Genomic DNA, 23,701 nt, shown 5'->3' on the forward strand with positions numbered 1-23,701 from the left:
GTGGCCTGGGACGAGCGATCGGCCCTGGCGAAGCGCGCGGCGGAGGCGACACCATGACCCAGGCTCTCGGATGGTTCGGGATCGTGCGGCTAGGCCTCGTCCAGACCGCACTGGGCGCCATCGTCGTGCTCATGACCTCGGCGATCAACCGCGTCATGGTGGTTGAACTCGCGCTGCCGGCTGTCGTGCCCGGCGCGCTCGTCGCATTGCATTATGGGGTGCAGGTGCTGCGCCCGCGCTGGGGCTACGGCTCGGACGTCGGCGGGCGGCGGACGCCCTGGATCGTCGGCGGCATGGCCGCGCTCGCGATCGGCGGCGTCGGTGCGGCCTTCGCCACGGCGCTGGCCGCCAACAATCCGATGCTCGGCGTCGCGGTGGCGGTGGTGGCGTTCACGCTGGTCGGACTGGGCGTGGGGGCGGCCGGGACATCGCTTCTCGTGCTGCTGGCGACCAAGGTCGATCCCAAGCGCCGGGCCGCGGCCGCCACGGTCGTCTGGGTCATGATGATCGCCGGCTTCGCGGTCACGGCACCCACGGCCGGCCACTTCCTGGATCCCTTCACGCCCATGCGCCTCGTCGAGGTCACCGGCGTCGTCGCAGCCATCGCCTTCGTCGTGGCGTGCCTCGCCGTCGCCGGAATCGAAGGGCCCGCCGTGGCGCCGACCGCGTCCGCCGCGGCGGCCGCACCCAAGCCGCCCTTCCTCGTGGCGCTGAAGCAGGTCTGGGCCGAGCCGCAGGCGCGCCGCTTCACGATCTTCGTCTTCGTGTCCATGCTGGCCTACAGCGCCCAGGAACTGATCCTCGAGCCTTATGCCGGCATCGTCTTCGGCATGTCGGTGGGCACGACCACCAAGCTCGCCGGCGTCCAGCATGGCGGCGTGCTCGCCGGCATGATCCTCGTCGGCGTCGCCGGGTCGGGAATCGGCGGCCGCTGGCTCGGATCGCTGCGCTTCTGGACCGTGGGCGGCTGCCTCGCCTCCGCCGTGGCGCTCGCCGCCATCGCCGGCGGGGCCTGGGTCGGCCCCGACTTCCCGCTGCGCCCGGCCGTCTTCGCGCTCGGCGTCGCCAACGGCGCCTTCGCGGTCGCCGCGATCGGCTCGATGATGGGCCTGGCGGGATCCGGATCCGGTTCGCGCGAAGGCACGCGGATGGGCCTGTGGGGCGCGGCGCAGGCGCTGGCCTTCGGGCTCGGGGGCTTCTCCGGCACCGTCGCCGTCGACGTCGCGCGCCGCATCGCCGACACGCCGGCGGACGCCTACGCCCTCGTGTTCCTGGCCGAGGCCGCCTTGTTCGCCGCCAGCGCCTGGATGGCCATGCGCATCGGAACGACCACCCGGGATGGCGCGCCTGCCAGGGCCGTCGCCTCCCGTTCGCCTCTAGGACGCCCTGTCGCGGAGGCCAGCCATGGCTGACACCACTGTTTACGACGTCGTGGTGGTGGGCGGAGGGCCTTCCGGGGCCACCGCCGCCAACGATCTGGCCCTGGCGGGCCGATCCGTCGCGCTGCTCGACCGCGCCGGGCGCATCAAGCCCTGCGGCGGCGCCATCCCGCCCCGCGCCATCCGCGACTTCCGGATCCCCGATTCGCTGCTGGTGGCCAAGATCGCCGCCGCGCGCATGATCTCGCCCAAGGGCAACCGGGTGGACATGCCGATCGACAACGGCTTCGTCGGGATGGTCGATCGCGAGCACTTCGACGAGTGGCTGCGCGAGCGGGCCGCGGTGAGCGGGGCGCAGCGCGTCACCGGCACCTACGAGCACATCACGCGCGAGCAGGGCGTCGTGCTGGTGCACTATCGGCCGAAGGGCGCGGCATCCGATGCGCCGATGGCGGTGCTGAGGGCCCGCCTCGTCATCGGGGCGGACGGAGCCCGGTCCCAGGTGGCGGCGCAGGAGGTTCCCGGCGGCGAGAACGTCAAGTGCGTGTTCGCCTACCACGAGATCGTGCGCACCCCCGAGCGCGGGCAGGGCGACGTGGCCGCCGACCGGTGCGACGTCTACTACCAGGGCTGGCTCTCGCCCGATTTCTACGCCTGGATCTTCCCCCATGGCGGCACGCTCAGCATCGGCACGGGCAGCGCCCACAAGGGCTTCTCCCTACGCACGGCGGTACGCGACCTGCGCGCCGCCACCGGGCTCGACCGCAGCGTGACCGTGCGGCGCGAGGGCGCCCCGATCCCGATGAAGCCGCTGAAGAAGTGGGACAACGGCAAGGACGTGCTGCTCGCCGGCGATGCCGCGGGCGTGGTCGCTCCCGCCTCCGGCGAAGGCATCTACTACGCCATGCTGGGTGGGCGCCTCGCGGCCGATGCCGGGGAAACCTTCCTGGCGACGCGCGACGGGCTGGCCCTCGCGCAGGCGCGCCGCCGCTTCATGAAGGCCCACGGCCGCGTGTTCTGGATCTTGGGGATCATGCAGTACTTCTGGTACGGCAGCGATCGGCGTCGCGAGAAATTCGTGAGCATCTGCAAGGACAAGGACGTGCAGCGCCTGACCTGGGAGAGCTACATGAACAAGGAGCTCGTCCGCAAGGATCCGGTGGCCCACGTCCGGATCTTCTTCAAGGACCTCGCGCACCTGTTCGGCTTCGCCTCGACGTGACCGTCGCCGGCTTCTTCGAAAGCGGCGCCGCCGTCGATCTCGTCCTGGCGATGGTGATCGCCGAAGGTCTCCTGCTCGCCGTCGCGGGACGGGCCGGAGGCAGGCTCGCCGCATTTCGCGGCCTCGGCTGGTCGCTGGTGTCGGCGGGATGTCTGGTCCTGGCGCTGCGCGCCTGCATCGCAGGCGGGCCGTGGACCTGGATGGCCGCCGGGCTCTCCGGCTCCTTCGCCGCGCATCTCATGGATCTTCGACAGCGCTGGCTCGCGTCCCGGGCCTGAAGGCGCGGCCTTCCACAGGCCGACGTTGACATTCACGCCCAAACTCCGCCCGATGGCGTCTCGAGCCGCCCCCGGGGAACCAAGCGCGCATGAATCCTCCCGCCACGAGCAGCGACAAGGACAGGCCGGCCGCCGGCCTCCCGGCCCTGCGGCTGGACGACTACCTGCCGTACCGGCTCAACGTCCTGGCGCAGCGCGTCGCGGAAGGACTGTCGCACGAATATTCCGAGACGGTGGGCATCACGATCCCCGAGTGGCGCGTAATGGCGATGCTCGGCGAGATCCCGGAGATGACCGCCAAGGACATCGGCCTGCACAGCCGCATGCACAAGGCCAAGGTCTCCCGCACGGTGGTGTCGCTGGAGGAGCACGGCCTCCTGGTCCGCAGGGCCAACGAAACGGACCGGCGCGAAGCCTTCCTGTCGCTCACCCCGCGCGGCCGCGCCATCTACCAGACGATCGTGCCGATGGCGCTGGCCTACGAGCGCAAGATCGTCGACGGCATCGACCCGCGCGACCTCGCCGCCCTCGACCGCGTGATCCGCCATCTCATGGCGCGGCTCGGGCCCCGTGGCGAGCCACAGGACACGGGCGGCTAGGACGGCGGCGGCGCGCCGCTCGCGGCCGGTCGCCGCATCGCAGGCCATTGCCTCGGCGGGCCGGCGCGGCCAGAGTGCGCGCGCGAAGACCAAGCCCGGAGCCGACCCTTGCCCACGCCCGCCGAAGCCGCCGACGTCCTGCTCACCGTGCGCGATTGCCTGCGCTATGCCGTCAGCCGGTTCAATGCCGCGGGCCTCGTCTACGGGCACGGCACGACCAACGCGTTCGACGAGGCGGCCTTCGTGGTGCTGGAAGGGCTGAACCTGCCCGTGGACCAGCTGGAACCCTATCTCGACGCCCGCCTCCTGCCGGCCGAGCGCCTTCGCCTGGCCGAGCTCGTGGAGGCTCGCGTCACCACGCGCAAGCCCGCCGCCTACCTGCTCGGCCGCACCTACATCCAGGGCATCCCCTTCCGGGTCGACGAGCGCGTCATCGTCCCCCGGTCGTTCCTGGGCGAGCTGCTGCTCTCCGACGCCTTCCGCCACGGCGACGACACCTTCGTGCCCGATCCTGCCGCCATCGGCTCGGTGCTCGAGCTGTGCACGGGATCGGGATGCCTGGCCATCATCGCGGCCATGATCTTCGGCCAGGCCGAGGTGGACGCCGTGGACCTCTCGCCTGATGCCCTCGCCGTCGCGGGGCTCAACGTCGAGGAGAGCGGTCACGCGGACCGGATCCGGCTGCACCAGGGCGACCTCTACGCGCCCGTGGCCGGCCGCCTGTACGATCTCATCATCACCAACCCGCCCTACGTGGATGCCGAGGTGATGGGCATGCTGCCGCCCGAATTCCGGCACGAGCCCGCCATGGCGCTGGACGGCGGCGAGGACGGGCTCGACCTGGTCCGCCGCATCGTCGATGGCGCCGCCGCCCACCTGATGCCCGGCGGCGGCCTGCTGTGCGAGATCGGCACCGGGCGCGAGCGCCTGGAAGAGGCTTATCCGGACCTGCCCTTCCTGTGGCTGGACACGGCCGACAGCGAGGCCGAGGTGTTCTGGATCACGGCGCGGGATCTGGGCGGCGCCTGATCAGCCTTTGAACGCCCCGTCCTCGGCCATCCACGCCACTTCCTCCGGCGTCGAGGGGCGGCCCAGGATGGCGTTGCGGTGCGGGAAGCGTCCAAACCGGACCACGATGTCGCGGTGATGCCGCGCCCACTTGACGCCGTCGGGATCGCCTGCCGCCTCGGCCAGCGCCAGTGAGCGGTCCTGCGCGGCGAGGTCCTCGCCATGCATGAACGGCAGGTGGAAGAACCGCTTGAGCTGCTGCGGGACGCGTGCGTCGAATCCGCGCGCGATGGCCCGCTCGGCGACGCCCCTGGCGGCAGCATCCGTCGCGTAGGTCTCGGGCGTGCCGCGGAACATGTTGCGGGGCATCTGGTCGAGCAGGAGAACGAGGGCGAGCGCGCCCTCCGGGGTCTCCTCCCACGTGGAGAGACGGCCCGCCCGCGCATCCTCCCACACGTGCCGCCACGCGCGCCGGCAGCTCTCGTCGAAGGCAGGGTCGGCGCGGAACCAGCGGTCCTCGCCCGCATCGCTCCAGAAACGGATGACGTCGGCCGGTGTTGTCATGCGCAGGCTCCGGTTGGCGAGGTCCTTGCATGGTCCCTCGCGGCATCACGAATGAGTGACGCCTGATGTCTTCGAACGTTCGTACCCCATACTCATGGAGACGGAGACTAATCCACACACACAAACGTTAAATTGTGAATTGGGTAGGGCATGGTCGCCGACCGCCGAATGCATGCGCATGCGGAAGTCGTCGGACCCTCGTTTACGTTAGCAGCGCTTCCGCTGTGCTGCCAACGAGTGGGTACTAAGCCGTAATCACAGCGTTACGACTTGACGCAACCCTTTACCGGCCTGACGGTTGTCCCTGGGCTGGGCGAGATTCGGAAGGAACGAGATGTTTCCCGAGACCGACCTCTTTGCGAGCTTCGCAAAGACCTACGAGGCCCGCCGCGAGATCGAGATGTCCCTGGCGGACTATCTCGCGGGGTGCCGCGACGACCCCATGATGTTTGCCAGCGCGCCCGAGCGCATCCTGGCCGCCATCGGCGAGCCGCAGCTCGTCGACACCTCGCGCGATCCGCGGCTCGGCCGCATCTTCATGAACCGGACGATCCGGACCTACCCCGCCTTCTCCGAGTTCTTTGGGATGGAGGAGACGATCGAGCGGATCGTCGCCTATTTCCGCCATGCCGCGCAGGGGCTCGAGGAGCGCAAGCAGATCCTCTACCTGCTGGGACCGGTGGGCGGCGGCAAGTCGTCGCTGGCCGAGCGGCTGAAGGCCCTCATGGAGGTCCACCCCATCTACGCCCTGAAGGCCGGCGACGAGGTCAGCCCGATCTTCGAGAGCCCGCTGGGCCTGTTCGATCCGGAGACGATGGGCGCCAAGCTCGAGGAACGCTACGGCATCCCGCGCCGCCGCCTCACCGGCCTGATGAGCCCCTGGTGCGTGAAGCGCCTCGACCAGTTCGACGGCGACATCACCCGCTTCAAGGTCGTCAAGCTGCGTCCCTCGCGCCTGCGGCAGATCGCCATCTCCAAGACGGAGCCCGGCGACGAGAACAACCAGGACATCTCGTCGCTGGTCGGCAAGGTCGACATCCGCAAGCTCGAGCTGCTCTCGCAGAACGATCCAGATGCCTACAGCTACTCCGGCGGCCTGAACCGGGCCAACCAGGGCATCCTCGAGTTCGTCGAGATGTTCAAGGCCCCGATCAAGATGCTGCATCCCCTGCTCACCGCGACGCAGGAGGGCAACTACGTCGGCACCGAGAACATCGGCGCCATCCCCTACCAGGGCATCGTCATGGCCCACTCCAACGAGGCGGAGTGGCAGAGCTTCAAGACCAACAAGAACAACGAGGCCTTCATCGACCGCATCTACGTCATCAAGGTGCCGTACTGCCTGCGCGCGACCGAGGAACAGAAGATCTACGAGAAGCTGATCCGCGGCTCCGAACTCGCACCGGCCCCCTGTGCGCCGGCGACGCTCGAGATGCTGGCCCGCTTCGCCGTGCTGTCACGCCTGCGCGAGCATCCGAACTCGAACGTCTTCTCCAAGATGCGCGTCTACGACGGCGAAAGCCTGCGCGAGGTCGATCCGCGTGCCCGCTCCCTCCAGGAATACAAGGACTCCGCCGGGGTCGACGAGGGCATGGACGGCATCTCGACCCGCTTCGCCTTCAAGGTGCTGGCCGCGACGTTCAACCACGACACCACCGAGATCGCCGCCGACCCGGTGCATCTCATGTACGTGCTCGAGCAGACGGTCCGGCGCGAGCAGCTGCCGGAGGCGATCGAGAAGCGCTACATGGAGTTCGTGAAGGGCGAGCTGGCGCCGCGCTACGCGGAGTTCATCGGCCACGAGATTCAGAAGGCCTATCTCGAGAGCTACCACGACTACGGCCAGAACCTGTTCGACCGCTACGTCGACTACGCCGACGCCTGGATCGAGGACGTCGACTTCAAGGATCCCGACACCGGCCAGCTCATGAACCGCGAGCTCCTCAACCAGGAACTCACCAAGATCGAGAAGCCGGCCGGCATCGCCAATCCGAAGGACTTCCGCAACGAGGTGGTGAAGTTCGCGCTGCGCTCCCGCGCCAGCCACGGCGGTCGCAACCCGTCCTGGACGAGCTACGAGAAGCTGCGAGAGGTGATCGAGAAGCGCATGTTCAGCCAGGTGGAGGAACTGCTGCCGGTCATCAGCTTCGGCTCCAAGAAGGACAGCGACAGCGAGAAGAAGCACGGTGAGTTCGTGCGGCGGATGATGGATCGTGGCTACACCGAGCGGCAGGTCCGCCGCCTGGTGGAGTGGTACATGCGGGTGAAGCAGGCCGGCTGATCCGGCCTGCAGCGAGCGTCCATGCACATCGTCGACCGACGTCTGAATCCCGGGGGCAAGAGCCTGGAGAACCGCCAGCGGTTCCTCCGGCGAGCCCAGGCCCTGGTGCGCCGCGCCGTGCGCGAGCAAACGCGCGATCGCGGCATCAGGGACATGGAGAAGGGAGGGGATGTCTCGATCCCCTCCGACGGTGTCCGTGAGCCCACGCTGCGCCGCTCCTCACAGGGCGGCAAGCGCGACATGGTGCTCCCAGGCAACCGCGACTTCGTGGAAGGCGACACGATCGCCCGCCCCGGTGGCGGAGGTGGCCGTGGCGGGGCCGAGGGCGCACCGGACGGGGGTGGCGAGGACGATTTCCGCTTCGCCCTGTCGCAGGACGAGTTCCTGGACCTCTTCCTGGACGATCTCGAGTTGCCCGACCTCGCCAAGCGCAAGGTCGAGGGCATCGAGAACGTGGAGTGGCGCCGCGCCGGCTATTCGGTGTCGGGCTCGCCGGCGAACCTCGCCTTGCTGCGCACGATGCGCAACAGCCTGTCACGCCGCATCGCGCTGAAGCGTCCGAAGGGCGAGGAGCTCCTGGAGCTCGAGCGCGAGGCCGAGGCGCTGGAGGCCAGCGCGGCCGACCCGGTGCGGCTCGCCTTCGTGCGCGAGCGGATCGCGGTGCTCGACCAGCGGCGCCGCCGGATCCCGTGGATCGATCCCATCGACCTGCGCTACCGGCAGTTCTCGCCCTATCCGCGGCCCGTGGCGCAGGCGGTGATGTTCTGCCTCATGGACGTGTCGGGCTCGATGACCGAGCCCATGAAGGACCTCGCCAAGCGCTTCTACGCGCTGCTCTACATCTTCCTGAAGCGGCGCTACAAGCACGTGGAGATCGTCTTCATCCGCCACACCCACGTGGCGGCCGAAGTGGACGAGGACACCTTCTTCCACTCCACCGAGACGGGTGGAACGGTCGTGTCCACCGCGCTCGAGGAGATGCGCCGCATCGTCGCCGAACGCTTCCGGCCGAACGACTGGAACATCTACGCCGCCCAGGCGTCGGACGGCGACAACGCGCCCAACGACAAGGAGCGCACTGGCGACCTGCTGCAGAACGCGATCCTGCCGGTGTGCCAGTACTTCGCCTATCTCGAGGTCGGCACGGAGGACGAGCCGTCCTCGCTGGGCCTGGGAAGCCGCCCGAGCGACCTGTGGCGCACCTACGACGCCCTGCGCCAGGAGGGCGCGCCGTTCGGCATGCGCAAGGTCCGCCATCGCCGCGACATCTTCCCCGTGTTCCGTGAGCTCTTCCAGAAGCGATCCGAAGCGAGGTCCGCTCCGTGAACCCGAGGCCCGATCCAGCCGGCACCTTGCTCTTCCGCGGAGCGGACTGGGACTTCGAGACGCTGCGGCGGATCAACGAGGCCTGCGAGGACATCGCGACCAAGGAGCTCGGGCTCGACACCTATCCGACCCAGATCGAGGTGATCACCGCCGAGCAGATGCTCGACGCCTACGCGTCGTCGGGCATGCCGCTGTTCTACAAGCACTGGTCCTTCGGCAAGCACTTCGCCCAGCACGAGACGATCTACCGCCAGGGCCTGGGCGACCTCGCCTACGAGATCGTCATCAACTCCAATCCGTGCATCTGCTACATCATGGAGGAGAACACGGCGACGATGCAGGCGCTGGTGATCGCCCACGCCGCCTTCGGCCACAACCACTTCTTCAAGAACAACTACCTGTTCAAGCAGTGGACGGATGCCGACGGCATCCTCGACTATCTCGACTTCGCCAAGGGCTACATCGCCGACTGCGAGGAGCGCTACGGCCACCGCGAGGTGGAACGCGTGCTCGATGCCGCCCACGCCCTCATGAGCCATGCGGTGCACCGCTATCCGCGCCGCTCGAAGCCCGACCTGCGCAGCGAGGAGAAGCGCGAGCGCGAGCGCCGGGCCCACGAGGAGCAGATGTTCAACGACCTGTGGCGCACCGTGCCGGCGCAACGGGGCGAGGCGGGGGCGCCGACCACCGAGGACATGCGCCGGGCCCTGCTCCAGCTGCCGCAGGAGAACCTGCTCTACTTCCTGGAGAAGAGCGCGCCGCGCCTGCCGCCGTGGCAGCGCGAGATCCTGCGCATCGTCCGGCTCATCGCCCAGTACTTCTATCCCCAGCGCCAGACCAAGCTCATGAACGAAGGCTGCGCCACCTGGGTGCACTACCGCATCATGAACCGGCTGCACGAGCGCGGGCAGATCGGCGACGGGGACTATCTCCAGTTCGTCCACTCGCACACCAACGTCACGTTCCAGCCGCAGTACAACGACCGGCGCTGGAACGGCATCAACCCCTACGCGCTCGGTTTCGCGATGATGAGCGACATCGAGCGAATCTGCCGTGAACCGACGGCCGAGGATCGGCATTGGTTTCCCGACTTTGCCGGGAACGGCGAGCCGGAGGCCGTGTTGAGGGACGTGTGGGCGAACTACCGGGACGAGAGCTTCGTCCTGCAGTTCCTCTCGCCCGCCCTGATCCGGAAATGGCGGATGTTCCACATCCTGGACGACAGCAACGAGTCCGAACTGCGGGTGGAGGCCATCCACGACGAGCGCGGCTATCGCCGCATCCGCTCCGCGCTGGCGCGCCAGTACGACGTCGCCTGGCTCGATGCGGACATCCAGATCGTCGACGTCGACCTCGCGGGCGACCGTCGGCTCGTTCTTCACCACAACGTCGTCAACCGGATCCTGCTGGAATCGGAGGACACGGGCCGGGTCCTGCAGCACCTGGCGGACCTGTGGAGCTACGACGTGCTGCTGAAGGAAATCGATACTGCGAGCGGGGTCGTGCTCAAGGAGCACAGGGCCGCGCCGCAGAGGTCCGCGCAGTAGGGCACAGCCTCTCGCGGACCGGCCGGCAGGCGCGCCGCACGGGCGCGCCATCCCGGGGCGACCGCCGCTTCCGTCTCCCGGAGGCGCCGCCCCTCATTCACCGGCGATGCAATCGGCGATCGAACGATCGGCGATGGGGAAGGGGGCACTGTCCGAGGCGCGGCGACGGATCCGGGAGACCGGAGGCCGGAGTCGTCCCTGAACCCGGGAGAACGATCCATGGAATACAAGAGCGTGGAACAACTCCGCGACCTTGCGGACGTGCGCGTATCCGAAAAGCAGCCGATGACGCGGCGCCAGCGGCTGGAGCGCTGGGCCGAACTGCTCGAGCAGGATCCCGAACGGCGACTGCGGTCGCTGGGCGAGATCGAGCTCAAGGCGCCTTCCGAGCGTCCGCTGATGCGGGCGCCCGACAGTCCGATCGCCGTCGCCTTCGCGGATCCCATGCTCCGCGCCGAAGGACTGGCCGGCGATCGCCTCGGCGATGCGATGACGTTCTTCGAGATCAGCGAGGACGACGCGCACCGGCTGATGTGCTCCTGCATGAACGGCTGGAGCATGGCGTCGGGGAAGGTCGGCAAGTCGGTGCGCCGCATCGCCAATCCGATGATGCGCTACGACACGGCCCTGATGCTGGCGGTGGGGACCATCGTGGCGGCCCCGGCGCTCGCCTTCGTGTTCGGCTGAGACTCGTGGCGCCGGCCACGCGCCGGCGCCACGCCAGCCGCTCTTTGCCGCGTGGCGCTGGCGGGTTAAACCGGTCGGGACCGTGAGAGGATCCGACCGATGACCGTGCTCCTGCCGCCCCGCGATCGACTGACGATCGGGTTCGCCCATGTCGCCTACCGCATGGCGGATGCCTTCGCGGCGCGCGGCACCGGCATCGACCACTTCCAGGTCGGCACGGCCGCGGAGCTCGAGGCCCGGCTGGCGGACGTGGACGTGCTTGTCTGTTCGTTCCTGTGGAAGAACGACTACCTGGCACGATCCCCGCGCCTGCGCTTCCTGCAGTCGATCAGCGCGGGCACGGACCAGTACGACAAGCCGGCCTTCGCCGCGCGGGGCCTGCGCCTCGCGAGCGGGCAGGGCAGCAACGAGAAGGCCGTGGCCCAGCACGCCATGGCGCTGCTGCTTGCCCTGACGCGGCACCTGCATCTCGGCCGGGACCGTCAGGCCCAGGCGCAATGGCGTCCGATGATCGGCGACCGGACCCGGCGCGAGGACGAGCTCGGCGGCAAGACCATGGCGATCGTCGGCTTCGGGCGGATCGGCCAGCGCCTGGCGGCCCACGCCAAGGCCTTCGAGATGCGCGTCGTGGGCGTGCGCCGGGATGCCACGCCGATGCTGGGCGTCGCAGACGCGGTGCTTCCGACGGCGCGGCTCGCCGAGGCGCTGGGGCAGGCCGACGTGGTCGTGCTCACCTGCCCGCTGACGCCGGAGACGACGAACCTGATGGACGCGGCCGCCTTCGCCGCGCTCAAGCCAGGCGCCATCCTGATCAACGTCGCCCGTGGCAAGGTGGTCGACGAGGGCGCGCTGCTGGCGGCGCTCGCATCCGGCACGGTGTCGAGCGCGGGGCTCGACTGCTTCCACGACGAGCCGCTGCCCGCCACGTCTCCGATCTGGGCCCTGCCCAACGTCCTCGTCACGCCGCATTCCGCCGGCGAGACCCGCCGCTACGAGGACAACGTCGTGGATCTCCTGCTCGAGAACCTGGATCGGCTGTGGGCCGGGCGGACCGACCTGGTGAACGGCATCGTGTGAGCGGTGCCGTCGCGGGGGTGCACGCGGTCGATGGCCGTCCCGGGTCCGCTCAGACCACCACGGTGACCCGCTCGGCCGCGCGGGTCAGGCCCGTGTAGAGCCAGCGCGCGCGGTGCTCGCGGAAGGCCCAGCTCTCGTCGAACAGCACCACGTCGTCCCACTGCGAGCCCTGGGCCTTGTGGACGGTCAGCGCGTAGCCGTAGGTGAACTCGTCGGACTCGCGGCGCACCAGCCACGGGATCTCCTCGTCGCCCCCCTCGAAGAACTCCCGCAGGATCTTCACCTTCACGCCCTTGCGGGCGCCGTCCTCGTCCGGCACCACGGTCATGCGCACCATGCCCTTGAGGGGCTCGCGCAACTGCTTGACCACCCAGAGCCCGCCGTTCAGCAGGCCCTTCTTCTTGTCGTTGCGCAGGCAGACCAGCTTCTCGCCCGCCGCCGGCATGGGATCGCGGAAGCCCATCAGCTCGCGGATGCGCTTGTTGTAGAGCCGGCGCGTCTTGTTGGTGCCCACCAGAACCTGGTCGGTCTGCAGCACCGCGGACGCGTCGATGTCACGACGCCGGATCACGCGGCTCTCGCCGTGATCGCCGAAGTCCAGGCTCTCTCCCGCGCGCACCGCCATGCTCATGCGGATGATGGGATTGTCGCGCGCCTGCCGGTGGACCTCGGTGAGCATCACGTCGGGCTCGTGGTCGGTGAAGAAGCCTCCGCCCTTCACCGGCGGAAGCTGCGCCGGGTCGCCCAGGACGAGGACCGGCGTGCCGAAGGACAGGAGATCCCGACCCAGGTCCTCGTCCACCATCGAGCACTCGTCGATGATGATGAGGTCGGCCTTGGCGGCCGTGCTGTCGCGGTTGATGACGAAGGAAGGCTCCTCGCTCTCCACCGCGGCGGGCCGGTAGATGATGCTGTGGATGGTGGAGGCGCCCTCGCAGCCCTTGCTGCGCAGCACGTGGGCCGCCTTGCCGGTAAAGGCGCCGAAGGCCACCTCGCCGTCGATCCCCTCGGCGAAGTGCCGGGCGAGCGTCGTCTTGCCCGTGCCGGCGAAGCCGAACAGGCGAAACACCTGGGGCGTTCCGCGCTTGAGCCATGCGGCCACGGCCGTCAGTGCGTCTTGCTGTTGCGGTGACCAGTCCATTGCGCGTCCGGGGGGCCGATTCGGGGGCGAGCGAGCCGTGCCGTCAGTTCTGGACCGGGCCGCCCCGCCCCGTCGAGGCGCTTCTCGCCCCCGCGATGGCGGTGAGGATCACGCCGGACAGGATCAGGCCGCCGCCGGCCAGCGTCGTCACGGCAGGGGTCTCGCCAAGAAACAGGTAGCCCCACAGCGGCGCCAGCACCGTTTCGGTCTGGGCGAGCACGACGAGCCCCACGGCCGGCACGCGGGGGGCGGCGAGATTGAACAGGGGGATGCCGAGGCCGATGAACACGGCCCCGTGCAGCAGCGCCATCGCCATGTCCTGCGGCGGCGTGACCAGCGGCCGGCCCGCCGACAGCGTGACGGCCGCGCAGACGACGATCTGGATGACGGCGCAGGCCGGGATCGCGGCGGTGAAATCGCGCTTCGGATCGAGCCGCACGCAGATCGAGTAGACCGCGAAGGCCACCGAGGAGCCGAGCGCGCCCAGGTCCCCCAGGAGGCTTCCGTGGCCGAAGTCGCCCCCCACCATGACGACGAGGCCCGCGATGCCCAGCCCGATGGCGGCCACCGACACCAGGCTCAGCTTTTCGCCCAGGATGGGAAGCGCCAGCATCATGCTGATCAGCGGCGTGATCGAGGCGAGGAAGTTCGCGTTGGCGATGCTCGTGGCCTTGAGGGCGAAGACGAAGGTGATCGCCGCCATCGCCAGGGCGGTCGCGGCCACCAGGTCGATCCACGAGCCGCGCAGGAAGCGGGCCAGCAGCAGGCCCTGGCCCCGCATGAGGCTCCAGGCCTCCGTGGCCACGAGGAGGCCGATGGCGCGCCACACCAGGTACTGCCAGCTGTCGGACGAGGGCGCGAGCCGCACCGTGATGCCGCCGAAGCTCCACATGGTGCCTGCCGCCAGCGCGAAAGCCGCGCCAGCGAGATAGCCCCGGCCATCCCTGTCGGAACCCGACACCACGATCTCCTCCCTGCCAATCAGCCGTCTACCGCGATTCGAGCCGCGGCGGACCTGCTGCCGCCGCATGCCCGACTTTCGGAGGTCCGTAGTGTACCCGAGGAGCCTCTCGTCCTTTCGTCGAACCCGCCGCCAAAAGACCTGCGGAGTCCGCTGCTTGCCGGCGGCCTGAATCACGGATTTCCCACGTTAAATCGCTTGAAACCGCCCATATCTGCAGCCCTCCGGGTTGGGAGTTGATCCTCGTCAACGCCGGGATCCCCAACCGTGCGCCAAGTGATCATCCGCAATCACACGACTTACCGCCCCCAGCGGGCCGCGTAGGTTGCCGGTGGAATTTGCGGAGAGCCGGGCGGACCGGGTGCCGGTTCGAAGGGGCAAGTCGAAGGGGACAGTCATGGCGCAACCAGCGGCCATTCGGAAGACGATGACGATCGGGGAGGGCGGGAGTGTCATCGCCTTCGCCGCCCTCGCCGTCCTCACGATCATCATTGCGGCGAAGGCCTATACGCCGGCCTACGCCTTTCATGCCTACCTGTTCGCGGCGGGTAGCGTCGCGGCGGTGTTCGCGATTTTCAACACCTACTTCGCGCGGTCTGCCGAGCCGGTGCCGCAGGAGATCAACGGGCGCCCGAACTACAACTACGGGCCGATCAAGTTCGCCACCGTGGCGGCTGTGATCTGGGGCATCGCGGGCTTCACGGTCGGCCTGATCGCCGCCCTGCAGCTCGCCTATCCCGTGCTGAACTTCGACTTCGCCTACTCGAACTTCGGCCGCCTGCGGCCGCTGCACACGTCGGCGGTGATCTTCGCCTTCGGCGGCAACGTGCTGTTGGCGACGTCCTTCTACGTCGTGCAGCGCACCTGCCACGCGCGCCTCGCCGGCACGATCGCGCCCTGGTTCGTGATCCTGGGCTACAACTTCTTCATCGTCATCGCCGGCACGGGCTACCTGCTCGGCATCACCCAGGGCAAGGAATACGCCGAGCCCGAGTGGTACGCCGACCTGTGGCTGACGGTGGTGTGGGTCGTCTACCTGCTCGTCTTCCTGGCCACGATCTGGAAGCGCAAGGAACCCCACATCTACGTGGCGAACTGGTTCTACCTGGCCTTCATCGTGACCATCGCGATGCTGCACCTGGGTAACAACGCCACGGTTCCGGTGTCGCTCTTCTCGCCGAAGTCCTACATCGTCTGGTCGGGCGTCCAGGACGCCATGGTCCAGTGGTGGTACGGCCACAACGCGGTGGGCTTCTTCCTGACCGCTGGCTTCCTGGCCATCATGTACTACTTCGTGCCGAAGCAGGCCAACCGCCCCGTCTACTCGTACCGGCTGTCGATCGTGCACTTCTGGGCGCTGATCTTCATCTACATCTGGGCCGGCCCGCACCACCTGCACTACACGGCGCTGCCCGACTGGGCGCAGACGCTCGGCATGGTGTTCTCGGTCGTGCTGTGGATGCCCTCCTGGGGCGGCATGATCAACGGCCTCATGACGCTGCAGGGCGCCTGGGACAAGCTGCGGACCGACCCCGTGCTGCGCATGATGGTCGTCTCGCTCGCCTTCTACGGCATGTCGACCTTCGAAGGTCCGCTGATGTCGATCAAGGCGGTGAACTCGCTGAGCCACTACACCGACTGGACCATCGGCCACGTGCACTCGGGTGCGCTCGGCTGGGTCGGCTACATCTCCTTCGGCGCCATCTACTGCCTGGTGCCGTGGCTGTGGAACCGCTCGCGGCTCTACTCCCTGAAGCTGGTCAACTGGCACTTCTGGGTCTCGACGCTGGGCATCGTGCTCTACGTCTCGGCCATGTGGGTCAGCGGCATCCTGCAGGGACTGATGTGGCGCTCCTACACGGGTCGCGGCTTCCTCGAGTACTCGTTCATCGAGACCACCGAGGCGATGCATCCCTTCTACGTCATTCGCGCCCTCGGCGGCGGACTCTTCGTCCTCGGCGCGCTCATCATGGCCTACAACATCTGGAAGACGATCACGGCGACCGACCTCGCGGTCGAGCCGGAGGCACGTCCCCAGCTGGTCGCGGCCGAGTAAGGGGGCAAGCACATGTCCGTTTGGGCCAAGCACCAGGTCTTCGAGAAGAACTCGATCATCCTGATCATCGGCATCCTCCTCGTGGTCGCCATCGGCGGCCTCGTCGAGATCGCCCCGCTCTACTACCTGAAGAGCACCATCGAAACGGTGCAGGGCGTTCGTCCCTACACCCCGCTCGAGCTCGCCGGCCGCAACATCTACGTGCGGGAGGGGTGCTACAACTGCCACTCGCAGATGATCCGTCCGCTGCGTGACGAGGTCGAGCGCTACGGCCACTACTCGCTGGCGGCCGAGAGCATGTACGACCATCCCTTCCAGTGGGGATCGAAGCGCACGGGTCCGGACCTAGCCCGCGTCGGCGGCAAGTACTCCGACGAGTGGCAGCGCGCGCACCTCGTGAACCCGCGTTCGGTCGTCCCGACCTCGATCATGCCGGGCTATCCCTTCCTGGCGCAGACCAAGCTCGACGCCGACCACATCGCCGAGGACATGCGGACCCAGAAGCTGCTGGGCGTGCCCTACAGCGACGACATGATCGCCAAGGCCGGAACGGACATCGTCGCGCAGGCGACGCTGGACGACCCGGGCGCGGCCGATCTCGCCAAGCGCTATCCCAAGGCGCTGGCCCGCGACTTCGACGGCAATCCGGGCGCCATCACCGAGATGGATGCGCTGATCGCCTACCTGCAGATGCTGGGCACGTTGGTCGACTTCAAGACCTACGACCGCAAAGCCAACGTCCGCTGAGGAGCTCCCCCATGACCTATGAATCCGCAGCAGGTTTCGCACAGACCTGGGGGACGGTCGGCTTCGTGGCCCTGTTCGTCATGGTCCTGATCTACGCGCTCAATCCCAGGAAGAAGGACGAGTTCGACACGGCCGCTCATCTTCCGCTCGAGAAGGACTGATCCGATGGCTGCCGAGCAGAACAAGGTGGACTCCCTGACCGGCGTCAGCACGACCGGTCACGACTGGGACGGCATCCACGAACTGAACACGCCGCTGCCGCGCTGGTGGCTGTGGCTGTTCTACGCGACGATCGTCTGGGCCATCGGCTACGTCATCGCCTATCCGGCGCTGCCGCTCGTCTCCGGCTTCACCAAGGGCGTGCTGGGCTACGCGAGCCGCGACCAGATCGAATCCGACATGGCCGCCCTCAACCAGCTGCGCGGCGAGAAGGTCGCCGCGCTGGCCAAGACCTCTCCCGCCGACATCGAGAAGTCGGCGGAGCTGCAGGAAATCGCCCGCGCGGTCGGCAAGGCCGCGTTCGGCAACAACTGCGCGCCGTGCCACGGGCAGGGCGGGGCGGGCAGCAAGGGCTTCCCGAACCTCGTCGACGACCAGTGGCTGTGGGGCGGCACGCTGGAGAACATCCAGCAGACCATCACCTACGGCATCCGCAACGAGAACGCCGAGTCCCGGCAGGGCAACATGCCGGCCTTCGGCAAGGACGGCCTGCTGAAGAAGGACGAGATCCCCGTGGTCGCCGCCTATGTCGTGTCGCTGTCCGGCCGCAAGCCGGAGGGTGCCGCCGACCTGGCCAAGGGCGCGAAGATCTTCGCCGAGAACTGCGCCGCCTGTCACGGCGAGCAGGGCAAGGGGAACCCCGAGGTCGGGGCGCCGAACCTGACGAGCAACATCTGGCTCTACGGCGGCGACCAGAAGACCATCGAGGAGACCGTCACCAACGGCCGCGGCGGCGTGATGCCGGCGTGGAACGGCCGCCTCGACGAGGCGACCATCAAGGCCCTGACCGTCTACGTGCACACGCTCAGCGGCGGCAAGTAGGCCACGAGCATCATCCCGCCAGGTGGATACCGGCTGGCGGACAAGATGATGCGGAAGACCAAGCATCATCCCGCCAGGTGGATACCGGCTGGCGGACCAAGATGATGCGGAAGACCGAGCATCATCCCGCCAGGTGGATACCGGCTGGCGGACAAGATGATGCGGAAGACCAAGCATCATCCCGCCAGGTGGATACCGGCTGGCGGACCAAGATGATGCGCAACGACAGGAGTTCCGGCGTCGGAGAGCGCCGGAACTCCCGCTTCCCCCCGATCTCTCCGAAGGTTCGATCATGTCCAGCGTCGAGGGGCCAGCTCCGGCCGGCCAGTCCGAGGTCGACGACGTCCCGCTTTATGCCGCGCGCAAGGAGATCTATCCGGCCGCGGTGAAGGGGACGTTTCGCACCATCAAGTGGATCATCCTGGTCGTCACCCTGGGCATCTACTACTTCCTGCCGTTCCTGCGCTGGGACCGAGGCCCCAACGCGCCCGACCAGGCGATCCTGCTCGACCTCGGCAACCGGCGCTTCTACTTCTTCTTCGTCGAGATCTGGCCGCAGGAGCTCTACTACGTCACGGGCCTCCTGGTGCTGGCGGCCCTCATGCTGTTCCTCATGAACGCGGTGGCCGGCCGCATGTGGTGCGGCTACCTGTGCCCGCAGACGGTCTGGACCGATCTCTTCTACGCCGTCGAGCGCCTGATCGAGGGCGACCGCCGCACGCAGATCCGCAAGGCGGAAAGCGGCCGCTGGGATCTCGAGCGCATCTCCGAGAAGGTCCTCAAGCACACCCTGTGGCTGATGATCGCCTGGTGGACCGGCGGCGCCTGGGTGCTCTACTTCGCCGACGCGCCCACGCTGGTGCGCGAACTCGCGACCTTCCAGGCGCCCATGGTGGCCTATGTCTGGATCGCGATCCTCACCTTCACCACCTACGCGCTGGCCGGCTGGATGCGCGAGCAGGTCTGCCTCTACATGTGCCCCTGGCCGCGCATCCAGGCGGCGCTGACGGACGAGCACGCGCTCAACGTCACCTACCGCTACGACCGCGGGGAGCCGCGCCTGTCGGTGAAGAAGGCCGAGGCCGCCCGCGCGCGCGGCGAGACGGTGGGCGACTGCGTCGACTGCAACCAGTGCGTCAATGTCTGCCCGACGGGCGTCGACATCCGTGACGGCATGCAGATGGGCTGCATCCAGTGCGGCCTGTGCATCGACGCCTGCGACAACGTAATGGCCAAGATCGGCCGTCCCACGGGGCTCATCGCCTACGACACGGACGTCAACGTCCAGCGCCGCATCGACCGCCAGGAACCGGTCATCAAGATCGTCCGGCCGCGCACCATCCTCTACGTGGTGCTGATCGCCCTCGTCGGCGGCTTCATGGGCTGGCAGATGCTCACCCGCACGACGCTCGACGTCAGCGCCCTGCACGACCGCAATCCGTTGTTCGTGCGGCTGGCCGACGGCTCGATCCGCAATGCCTTCACGGTCCGGCTCAGCAACAAGACGCTGGAGACCCGTCCCTTCCGCCTGGAACTGATCGGCCTCGCCGACGCGACCATGGAGGTGGCGGGCCTGCCGCACATGGCCGAGCGCTCCGCCCTTCTCGAGGTCGGGCCCGACCAGACCCGCGAGCTGCGCGTCCTCGTCACCGTGCCCAGGAGCGCGGGCGACGTCGACCGCTCCATCCGCTTCCGCCTCACCGACGTGGTGAGCGGCGCCACGGCTTCGGCCAACGACTTCTTCCACGGATCCGGGAGTGCCCCATGACCCAGCGCCTGTCCCTTGCCGGTGCCCGTCTGCGCGAGCCTGAAACGCCGGCCGGCCGCAACGGCTTCCGGCTCACCGGCAAGCACGTCATCGTCATGTTCGCGCTGTTCTTCGCCGTGGTGCTGGCGGTCAACGTGGTCATGATGCGCATCGCCATCACGACCTTCAGCGGCGTGGAGAGCGAGACGCCCTACAAGAACGGCCTCGCCTACAACACCCGCCTCGATGCGGCCAGGCAGCAGGCGGCGCTGGGCTGGAGCGTCGACGCGCGCGTGCAGCGCACCGATGACGGACACGTGTCCGTCTCGGTGGAGGCCAGGGACAAGGCGGGCCGGGCCATCACCGACCTGACCGGCGTCGTCCGCTTCGAGCGCCCGACCGACAAGCGGCTGGACCGCGAGACGGCGATCGCCCCGGGCGGGGCCGGCCGCTACACGGCGGAGCTCGACGGGATCGGCGTGGGCGTGTGGGAGGTGGTCGTCCTCTTCGGCGAGGGCGGCCCGACCGAGTTCGAGTCCCGCAACCGCATCGAGTTGCACTGACGGGGGAAGGCTGTCCCGGGAGGGGATCATGGCCGGCATCGACTACTCCGCGCTCGTCGAGCGCAAGCCGGATGGAACCAGCCACCTCGATCTCGCGATCGAGGGCATCACCTGCGCCGCCTGCATCGGCGACATCGAGCACGGCCTGGCCGGCATTCCCGGGCTCGGCCGTGCACGCCTCAACTACACCAACCGCCGCCTGGCGGTGGACTGGACCGCGGACGCGCTGGAGCCGGCCGCCGTCGTCGCGCGCCTCGAGGAGCTCGGCTACAAGGCCCATCCGTTCGAGCCGTCGCGCGAGGAGCAGGTCGAGGCGGAGGAAATGCGCTTCCTCATCCGCTGCCTCGCCGTCGCCGGCTTCGCCGCGATGAACATCATGCTGTTGTCGGTCTCGGTGTGGTCCGGCAACGTCACGGACATCTCGGACGAGACCCGCGACCTGTTCCACTGGGTCTCGGCCCTGATCGCCCTGCCGGCCGCCGCCTTTGCCGGCCAGCCGTTCTTCCGGAACGCCTCGCGGGCCATCCGCAACCGCTCGATGACGATGGACGTGCCCATCACGCTGGGCGTGTCGCTGGCGCTGGGCATGTCGGTCTACGAGACGGCCCATCACGCCCACCACGCCTATTTCGACAGCGCCGTGATGCTGCTGTTCTTCCTCCTGCTCGGGCGGGTGCTCGACCAGGTGATGCGCCGCAAGACGCGTGCGGTGGCCGGCAACCTGCTGGCCCTGCGCGCCGACACAGCCGCCGTGCTCGATGCCGACGGCGGCGTTCGCGAACTGCCGGTCAAGGCGGTGAAGCCGGGCGACCTCGTCCTGGTCCGCCCCGGCGACCGGCTCGCGGTGGACGGCGAAGTCGTCGCCGGCGTGTCGGAGGTCGACGCGAGCCTCGTGACCGGCGAAACGATGCGCGAGACGGCGGACGTCGGATCGCTCGTCTATGCCGGCACGGTGAACGTCACCGGCGCCCTCACCGTGCGCGTCACCGCGGCGGCGGAAGGCACCCTGCTGCAGGAGATCAACCGGCTCGTCGAAACGGCGTCCTCGGCCCGCTCGCGCTATCTCCGCCTCGCGGACAGGGCGGCCCGCATCTATTCGCCGATCGTCCACCTCACGGCCCTGCTCACGGCCATCGGCTGGGCCATGGCCGGCGCCGGCCTGCACGACGCGCTGATCACCGCCATCGCGGTCCTCATCATCACCTGCCCCTGCGCCCTCGCGCTCGCCGTTCCGGCGACCCAGGTCGTGGCGTCCGGCCACCTCTTCAAGGCGGGGGTGCTGCTGCAGGCCGGCGACGCCATCGAGCGCATGGCGGAGTGCGACACGATCGTCTTCGACAAGACGGGCACGCTCACGACGCCGGAGCCGCGCATCGCCAATGCCGCCGCGATCCCGGCCGACCTCCTGGCGCTCGCCGGCAGGCTCGCTGTGTCGAGCCGCCATCCGCTTGCCTCCACCATCCGCGGCGAGGCGCGCGGCCGTCGCCCCCTCGACGCCGTTGTCGAGGAAGCCGGCCATGGCGTTCGCGCCCTGGTCGACGGCACGGAGGCAAGGCTCGGCAGCGCCGCGTTCTGCGGCGCGGAGGCCGAGGCGGAGGCCGCTCTGCGCGAGCATCCCGACGCGACCGTCATGGCCTGCGCCTGGGGCGGACGGAAGGCCGTGATCCTGCTCCATCAGGTGCTCCGGCCGGATGCGCTCGAGGTCGTTCGCGGCCTCGCCGCGCGGGGCTATCGCCTGGCGATCCTGTCGGGCGACAGGGAACGGCCCGTCGCCGCCGCCGCGGCCGCGCTCGGCATCGACGCCTGGCGCGCCGGCCTGAAGCCGGCCGACAAGATTGCGGCGCTGGAGGCCATGGCGGCCGAGGGTCGCCGCGTGCTGATGGTCGGCGACGGCCTCAACGATGCGCCCGCGCTGGCCGCGGCGCACGCGTCGCTCTCCCCGGTCACCGCGGCCCACCTGGCGCAGGCCTCGGCCGACGGCCTCTTCCTGGGAGACCGCCTGGCGCCGGTGGCCGGTGCCGTGTCGATCGCGCGGCGCGCCGTCGCGATCATGCGGCAGAACCTCTGGTTCGCCGTGCTCTACAATCTCGTGGCGGTTCCGCTGGCGATCGCCGGCTTCGTCACGCCGCTGATCGCCGCCGCGGCCATGTCCGGTTCGTCGATCATCGTCACGATCAACGCGCTTCGCGCCCGGCCCGGCCGGACGGCGGGCGCGCCGTCTGCGGCTCCGGGCTTGATCCCGGCGCGCCGCGGGGCGACGGTGGCGGCATGAACGTCATCGTCTACCTCCTCCCGATCGCCCTCGCCCTGGGCCTGACCGCCCTGGGAGCGTTCCTCTGGTCGCTGAAGAGCGGCCAGTACGACGATCTGGACGGGGCCGGGGCGCGCATCCTGGACGACGACGACATCCGCAAGGACTGAGCGGACCAACCGTCGGATTCGCGTTCCCCCTTTTCCGCGCGACACCCTAAGAATAGGCGCCAGGGAGTCGGGCCGCATCCGGCTGCCGCGAGAGGGCTCGTTGTGGAGGAGCGCGGATGGGACGCCTGAACGGAAAAGTCGCGATCGTGACGGGGGCTGGACAGGGTTTCGGGCAGGGTATCGCCGAGACCTTCGCCCGGGAGGGCGCGATCGTCGCGGTCGTCGACATCGACATCGAGAAGGCGCGCGCCGTGGCCAGGGGCATGGGTGACGCGCTGGCGCTGCAGTGCGACGTCTCCAAGGCCTCCGATGTCGAGGCCTGCGTCGCGACGACGCTCAACAGCCACGGCCGCGTCGACATCGTCGTCAACAATGCCGGGATCTCCCACCGCAACCAGCCGATGCTCGACGTGGGCGAGGAGGAGTTCGACCGCGTGTTCGCGGTGAACGTGAAGTCGATCTACCTGTTCGCCAGGGCCGCGGTGCCGGTCATGCGGCGGCAGGGCGGCGGCGTGATCCTCAACATCGGCTCGACCGCGGGGATCAGGCCGCGGCCCGGGCTCACCTGGTACAACGCCTCCAAGGGCGCCGTGAACCTGATGTCGAAGTCGATGGCCGTGGAACTGGCGCCGGACCGGATCCGCGTCAACGCCATCGCGCCCGTCGCGGGCGAGACGCCGCTGCTGGCGACCTTCATGGGCGAGGACACGCCGGAAAAGCGGGCGGCCTTCCGCGCCTCGATCCCGTGGGGACGCCTGTCCACCCCCGACGACATCGCCAAGGCCGCCGTCTACCTGTGCTCGGACGATGCCGAGATGGTGACGGGCGAAGTCCTGCAGGTCGACGGCGGGCGCTGCATCTGAGGCCAGCTCCGGAAGGGGGCAATTGCGCTCCCGGCCCGTGCCGGGGAAGGAGTCCGCGTTTCTGCCTCCGGGACAAAAAGAAAGCCCCGCGGACGGGTCGGGTCCGGCGGGGCGAAGGGGGTCAGGGGTCGTCAGGTCTGGCGAAGGGCTGGCCCCTCGTCATGTGAAAGACACTAGGCCGCCGCTCGCCGAC

At 68.8% G+C, this 23,701-nt stretch carries 22 protein-coding genes; 19 read left to right on the top strand and 3 right to left on the bottom strand.

Annotation, left to right across the window (positions count from 1 at the left end):
* Positions 1-53: 53 nt before the first annotated feature.
* The 5 genes from Q0Q47_RS10555 (at position 54) to prmB (ending at position 4,507) form a co-directional block, all read left to right on the top strand.
* Positions 54-1,412 carry a BCD family MFS transporter gene (locus Q0Q47_RS10555; RefSeq protein WP_293858586.1) on the top strand — a complete coding sequence of 453 codons (1,359 nt, stop codon included), beginning with the start codon at positions 54-56 and terminating at the stop codon, positions 1,410-1,412.
* Positions 1,405-2,601 carry a geranylgeranyl diphosphate reductase gene (locus tag Q0Q47_RS10560; RefSeq protein ID WP_293858589.1) on the top strand — a complete coding sequence of 399 codons (1,197 nt, stop codon included), beginning with the start codon at positions 1,405-1,407 and terminating at the stop codon, positions 2,599-2,601. The genes Q0Q47_RS10555 and Q0Q47_RS10560 overlap by 8 nt, the downstream gene beginning before the upstream one ends.
* Positions 2,598-2,879: a hypothetical protein gene (locus Q0Q47_RS10565; RefSeq protein ID WP_293858592.1), complete on the top strand. Its 282-nt coding sequence runs from the start codon at positions 2,598-2,600 to the stop codon at positions 2,877-2,879. The genes Q0Q47_RS10560 and Q0Q47_RS10565 overlap by 4 nt, the downstream gene beginning before the upstream one ends.
* An 89-nt stretch (positions 2,880-2,968) precedes the next feature.
* Positions 2,969-3,478, top strand: coding sequence for a MarR family winged helix-turn-helix transcriptional regulator (locus Q0Q47_RS10570; RefSeq protein WP_293858595.1), 510 nt, complete (start codon positions 2,969-2,971; stop codon positions 3,476-3,478).
* Between the two features lie 108 nt (positions 3,479-3,586).
* Entirely contained in the window at positions 3,587-4,507 is a 921-nt protein-coding gene (prmB, locus tag Q0Q47_RS10575) for a 50S ribosomal protein L3 N(5)-glutamine methyltransferase (RefSeq protein ID WP_293858598.1), read from the top strand.
* Here the strand turns inward: prmB and Q0Q47_RS10580 are convergent, their stop codons facing one another.
* Positions 4,508-5,050 carry a DUF924 family protein gene (locus Q0Q47_RS10580; RefSeq protein WP_293858601.1) on the bottom strand — a complete coding sequence of 181 codons (543 nt, stop codon included), beginning with the start codon at positions 5,048-5,050 and terminating at the stop codon, positions 4,508-4,510.
* Between the two features lie 334 nt (positions 5,051-5,384).
* Here Q0Q47_RS10580 and Q0Q47_RS10585 point away from each other — a divergent pair, with 334 nt between their 5' ends.
* The 5 genes from Q0Q47_RS10585 (at position 5,385) to Q0Q47_RS10605 (ending at position 11,968) form a co-directional block, all read left to right on the top strand.
* Positions 5,385-7,331 (top strand): PrkA family serine protein kinase, encoded by a 1,947-nt coding sequence (locus tag Q0Q47_RS10585; RefSeq protein ID WP_293858604.1) that lies wholly within the window; start codon positions 5,385-5,387, stop codon positions 7,329-7,331.
* A 21-nt stretch (positions 7,332-7,352) separates the two neighbouring features.
* Complete coding sequence (locus Q0Q47_RS10590; protein WP_293858607.1) at positions 7,353-8,657, top strand: YeaH/YhbH family protein; 1,305 nt, start codon at positions 7,353-7,355, stop codon at positions 8,655-8,657.
* A complete protein-coding gene (locus tag Q0Q47_RS10595) occupies positions 8,654-10,204 on the top strand; it encodes a SpoVR family protein (protein ID WP_293858610.1) in 1,551 nt (516 codons plus the stop codon). Before Q0Q47_RS10590 ends, Q0Q47_RS10595 begins: the two co-directional genes overlap by 4 nt.
* 219 nt (positions 10,205-10,423) lie before the next feature.
* Entirely contained in the window at positions 10,424-10,891 is a 468-nt protein-coding gene (locus Q0Q47_RS10600; protein ID WP_293858613.1) for a hypothetical protein, read from the top strand.
* A 99-nt stretch (positions 10,892-10,990) separates the two neighbouring features.
* On the top strand, positions 10,991-11,968 hold the full coding sequence (locus Q0Q47_RS10605; protein WP_293858616.1) for a D-2-hydroxyacid dehydrogenase: 978 nt from the start codon (positions 10,991-10,993) through the stop codon (positions 11,966-11,968).
* Between the two features lie 49 nt (positions 11,969-12,017).
* On the opposite strand, the gene Q0Q47_RS10610 is transcribed toward Q0Q47_RS10605, so the two are convergent.
* A complete protein-coding gene (locus Q0Q47_RS10610; RefSeq protein WP_293858619.1) occupies positions 12,018-13,109 on the bottom strand; it encodes an ATP-dependent RecD-like DNA helicase in 1,092 nt (363 codons plus the stop codon).
* A gap of 43 nt (positions 13,110-13,152) precedes the next feature.
* Complete coding sequence (locus Q0Q47_RS10615; protein ID WP_293858622.1) at positions 13,153-14,070, bottom strand: DMT family transporter; 918 nt, start codon at positions 14,068-14,070, stop codon at positions 13,153-13,155.
* Between the two features lie 397 nt (positions 14,071-14,467).
* Between Q0Q47_RS10615 and ccoN the strand changes: the two genes are divergently transcribed.
* The 9 genes from ccoN to Q0Q47_RS10660 all read left to right on the top strand — a co-directional run bounded on the left by ccoN (position 14,468) and on the right by Q0Q47_RS10660 (position 23,508).
* Complete coding sequence (ccoN, locus tag Q0Q47_RS10620) at positions 14,468-16,126, top strand: cytochrome-c oxidase, cbb3-type subunit I (RefSeq protein ID WP_293858625.1); 1,659 nt, start codon at positions 14,468-14,470, stop codon at positions 16,124-16,126.
* Between the two features lie 12 nt (positions 16,127-16,138).
* Positions 16,139-16,873: a cytochrome-c oxidase, cbb3-type subunit II gene (ccoO, locus tag Q0Q47_RS10625; RefSeq protein WP_293858629.1), complete on the top strand. Its 735-nt coding sequence runs from the start codon at positions 16,139-16,141 to the stop codon at positions 16,871-16,873.
* Between the two features lie 11 nt (positions 16,874-16,884).
* Positions 16,885-17,034, top strand: coding sequence for a cbb3-type cytochrome c oxidase subunit 3 (locus Q0Q47_RS10630; RefSeq protein ID WP_293858632.1), 150 nt, complete (start codon positions 16,885-16,887; stop codon positions 17,032-17,034).
* Between the two features lie 4 nt (positions 17,035-17,038).
* Positions 17,039-17,914: a cytochrome-c oxidase, cbb3-type subunit III gene (gene ccoP, locus Q0Q47_RS10635; protein ID WP_293858635.1), complete on the top strand. Its 876-nt coding sequence runs from the start codon at positions 17,039-17,041 to the stop codon at positions 17,912-17,914.
* A 292-nt stretch (positions 17,915-18,206) separates the two neighbouring features.
* Positions 18,207-19,682, top strand: a complete 1,476-nt coding sequence (gene ccoG / locus Q0Q47_RS10640) for a cytochrome c oxidase accessory protein CcoG (protein WP_293858638.1) — start codon at positions 18,207-18,209, stop codon at positions 19,680-19,682.
* Positions 19,679-20,224 carry a FixH family protein gene (locus Q0Q47_RS10645; protein WP_293858641.1) on the top strand — a complete coding sequence of 182 codons (546 nt, stop codon included), beginning with the start codon at positions 19,679-19,681 and terminating at the stop codon, positions 20,222-20,224. Before ccoG ends, Q0Q47_RS10645 begins: the two co-directional genes overlap by 4 nt.
* A gap of 28 nt (positions 20,225-20,252) precedes the next feature.
* Positions 20,253-22,496 (top strand): heavy metal translocating P-type ATPase, encoded by a 2,244-nt coding sequence (locus Q0Q47_RS10650; RefSeq protein ID WP_293858644.1) that lies wholly within the window; start codon positions 20,253-20,255, stop codon positions 22,494-22,496.
* On the top strand, positions 22,493-22,645 hold the full coding sequence (gene ccoS / locus Q0Q47_RS10655; RefSeq protein ID WP_293858647.1) for a cbb3-type cytochrome oxidase assembly protein CcoS: 153 nt from the start codon (positions 22,493-22,495) through the stop codon (positions 22,643-22,645). Before Q0Q47_RS10650 ends, ccoS begins: the two co-directional genes overlap by 4 nt.
* A 116-nt stretch (positions 22,646-22,761) precedes the next feature.
* Positions 22,762-23,508: a glucose 1-dehydrogenase gene (locus Q0Q47_RS10660; protein WP_293858650.1), complete on the top strand. Its 747-nt coding sequence runs from the start codon at positions 22,762-22,764 to the stop codon at positions 23,506-23,508.
* Positions 23,509-23,701 lie beyond the last annotated feature (193 nt).

The sequence above is a fragment of the uncultured Alsobacter sp. genome, from assembly GCF_945952055.1.
GTDB lineage: Bacteria > Pseudomonadota > Alphaproteobacteria > Rhizobiales > Beijerinckiaceae > Alsobacter.

Bases quoted from the DNA above. Each gene is read 5' to 3' on its own strand.
- Q0Q47_RS10555 (WP_293858586.1), top strand. From the start codon at position 54: ATGACCCAGGCTCTCGGATGGTTCGGGATCGTGCGGCTAGGCCTCGTC.
- Q0Q47_RS10560 (WP_293858589.1), top strand. From the start codon at position 1,405: ATGGCTGACACCACTGTTTACGACGTCGTGGTGGTGGGCGGAGGGCCT.
- Q0Q47_RS10570 (WP_293858595.1), top strand. From the start codon at position 2,969: ATGAATCCTCCCGCCACGAGCAGCGACAAGGACAGGCCGGCCGCCGGC.
- Q0Q47_RS10580 (WP_293858601.1), bottom strand. From the start codon at position 5,050: ATGACAACACCGGCCGACGTCATCCGTTTCTGGAGCGATGCGGGCGAG.
- Q0Q47_RS10585 (WP_293858604.1), top strand. From the start codon at position 5,385: ATGTTTCCCGAGACCGACCTCTTTGCGAGCTTCGCAAAGACCTACGAG.
- Q0Q47_RS10590 (WP_293858607.1), top strand. From the start codon at position 7,353: ATGCACATCGTCGACCGACGTCTGAATCCCGGGGGCAAGAGCCTGGAG.
- Q0Q47_RS10600 (WP_293858613.1), top strand. From the start codon at position 10,424: ATGGAATACAAGAGCGTGGAACAACTCCGCGACCTTGCGGACGTGCGC.
- Q0Q47_RS10605 (WP_293858616.1), top strand. From the start codon at position 10,991: ATGACCGTGCTCCTGCCGCCCCGCGATCGACTGACGATCGGGTTCGCC.
- Q0Q47_RS10610 (WP_293858619.1), bottom strand. From the start codon at position 13,109: ATGGACTGGTCACCGCAACAGCAAGACGCACTGACGGCCGTGGCCGCA.
- ccoN (WP_293858625.1), top strand. From the start codon at position 14,468: ATGGCGCAACCAGCGGCCATTCGGAAGACGATGACGATCGGGGAGGGC.
- ccoO (WP_293858629.1), top strand. From the start codon at position 16,139: ATGTCCGTTTGGGCCAAGCACCAGGTCTTCGAGAAGAACTCGATCATC.
- Q0Q47_RS10630 (WP_293858632.1), top strand. From the start codon at position 16,885: ATGACCTATGAATCCGCAGCAGGTTTCGCACAGACCTGGGGGACGGTC.
- ccoP (WP_293858635.1), top strand. From the start codon at position 17,039: ATGGCTGCCGAGCAGAACAAGGTGGACTCCCTGACCGGCGTCAGCACG.
- ccoG (WP_293858638.1), top strand. From the start codon at position 18,207: ATGTCCAGCGTCGAGGGGCCAGCTCCGGCCGGCCAGTCCGAGGTCGAC.
- Q0Q47_RS10645 (WP_293858641.1), top strand. From the start codon at position 19,679: ATGACCCAGCGCCTGTCCCTTGCCGGTGCCCGTCTGCGCGAGCCTGAA.
- Q0Q47_RS10650 (WP_293858644.1), top strand. From the start codon at position 20,253: ATGGCCGGCATCGACTACTCCGCGCTCGTCGAGCGCAAGCCGGATGGA.
- ccoS (WP_293858647.1), top strand. From the start codon at position 22,493: ATGAACGTCATCGTCTACCTCCTCCCGATCGCCCTCGCCCTGGGCCTG.
- Q0Q47_RS10660 (WP_293858650.1), top strand. From the start codon at position 22,762: ATGGGACGCCTGAACGGAAAAGTCGCGATCGTGACGGGGGCTGGACAG.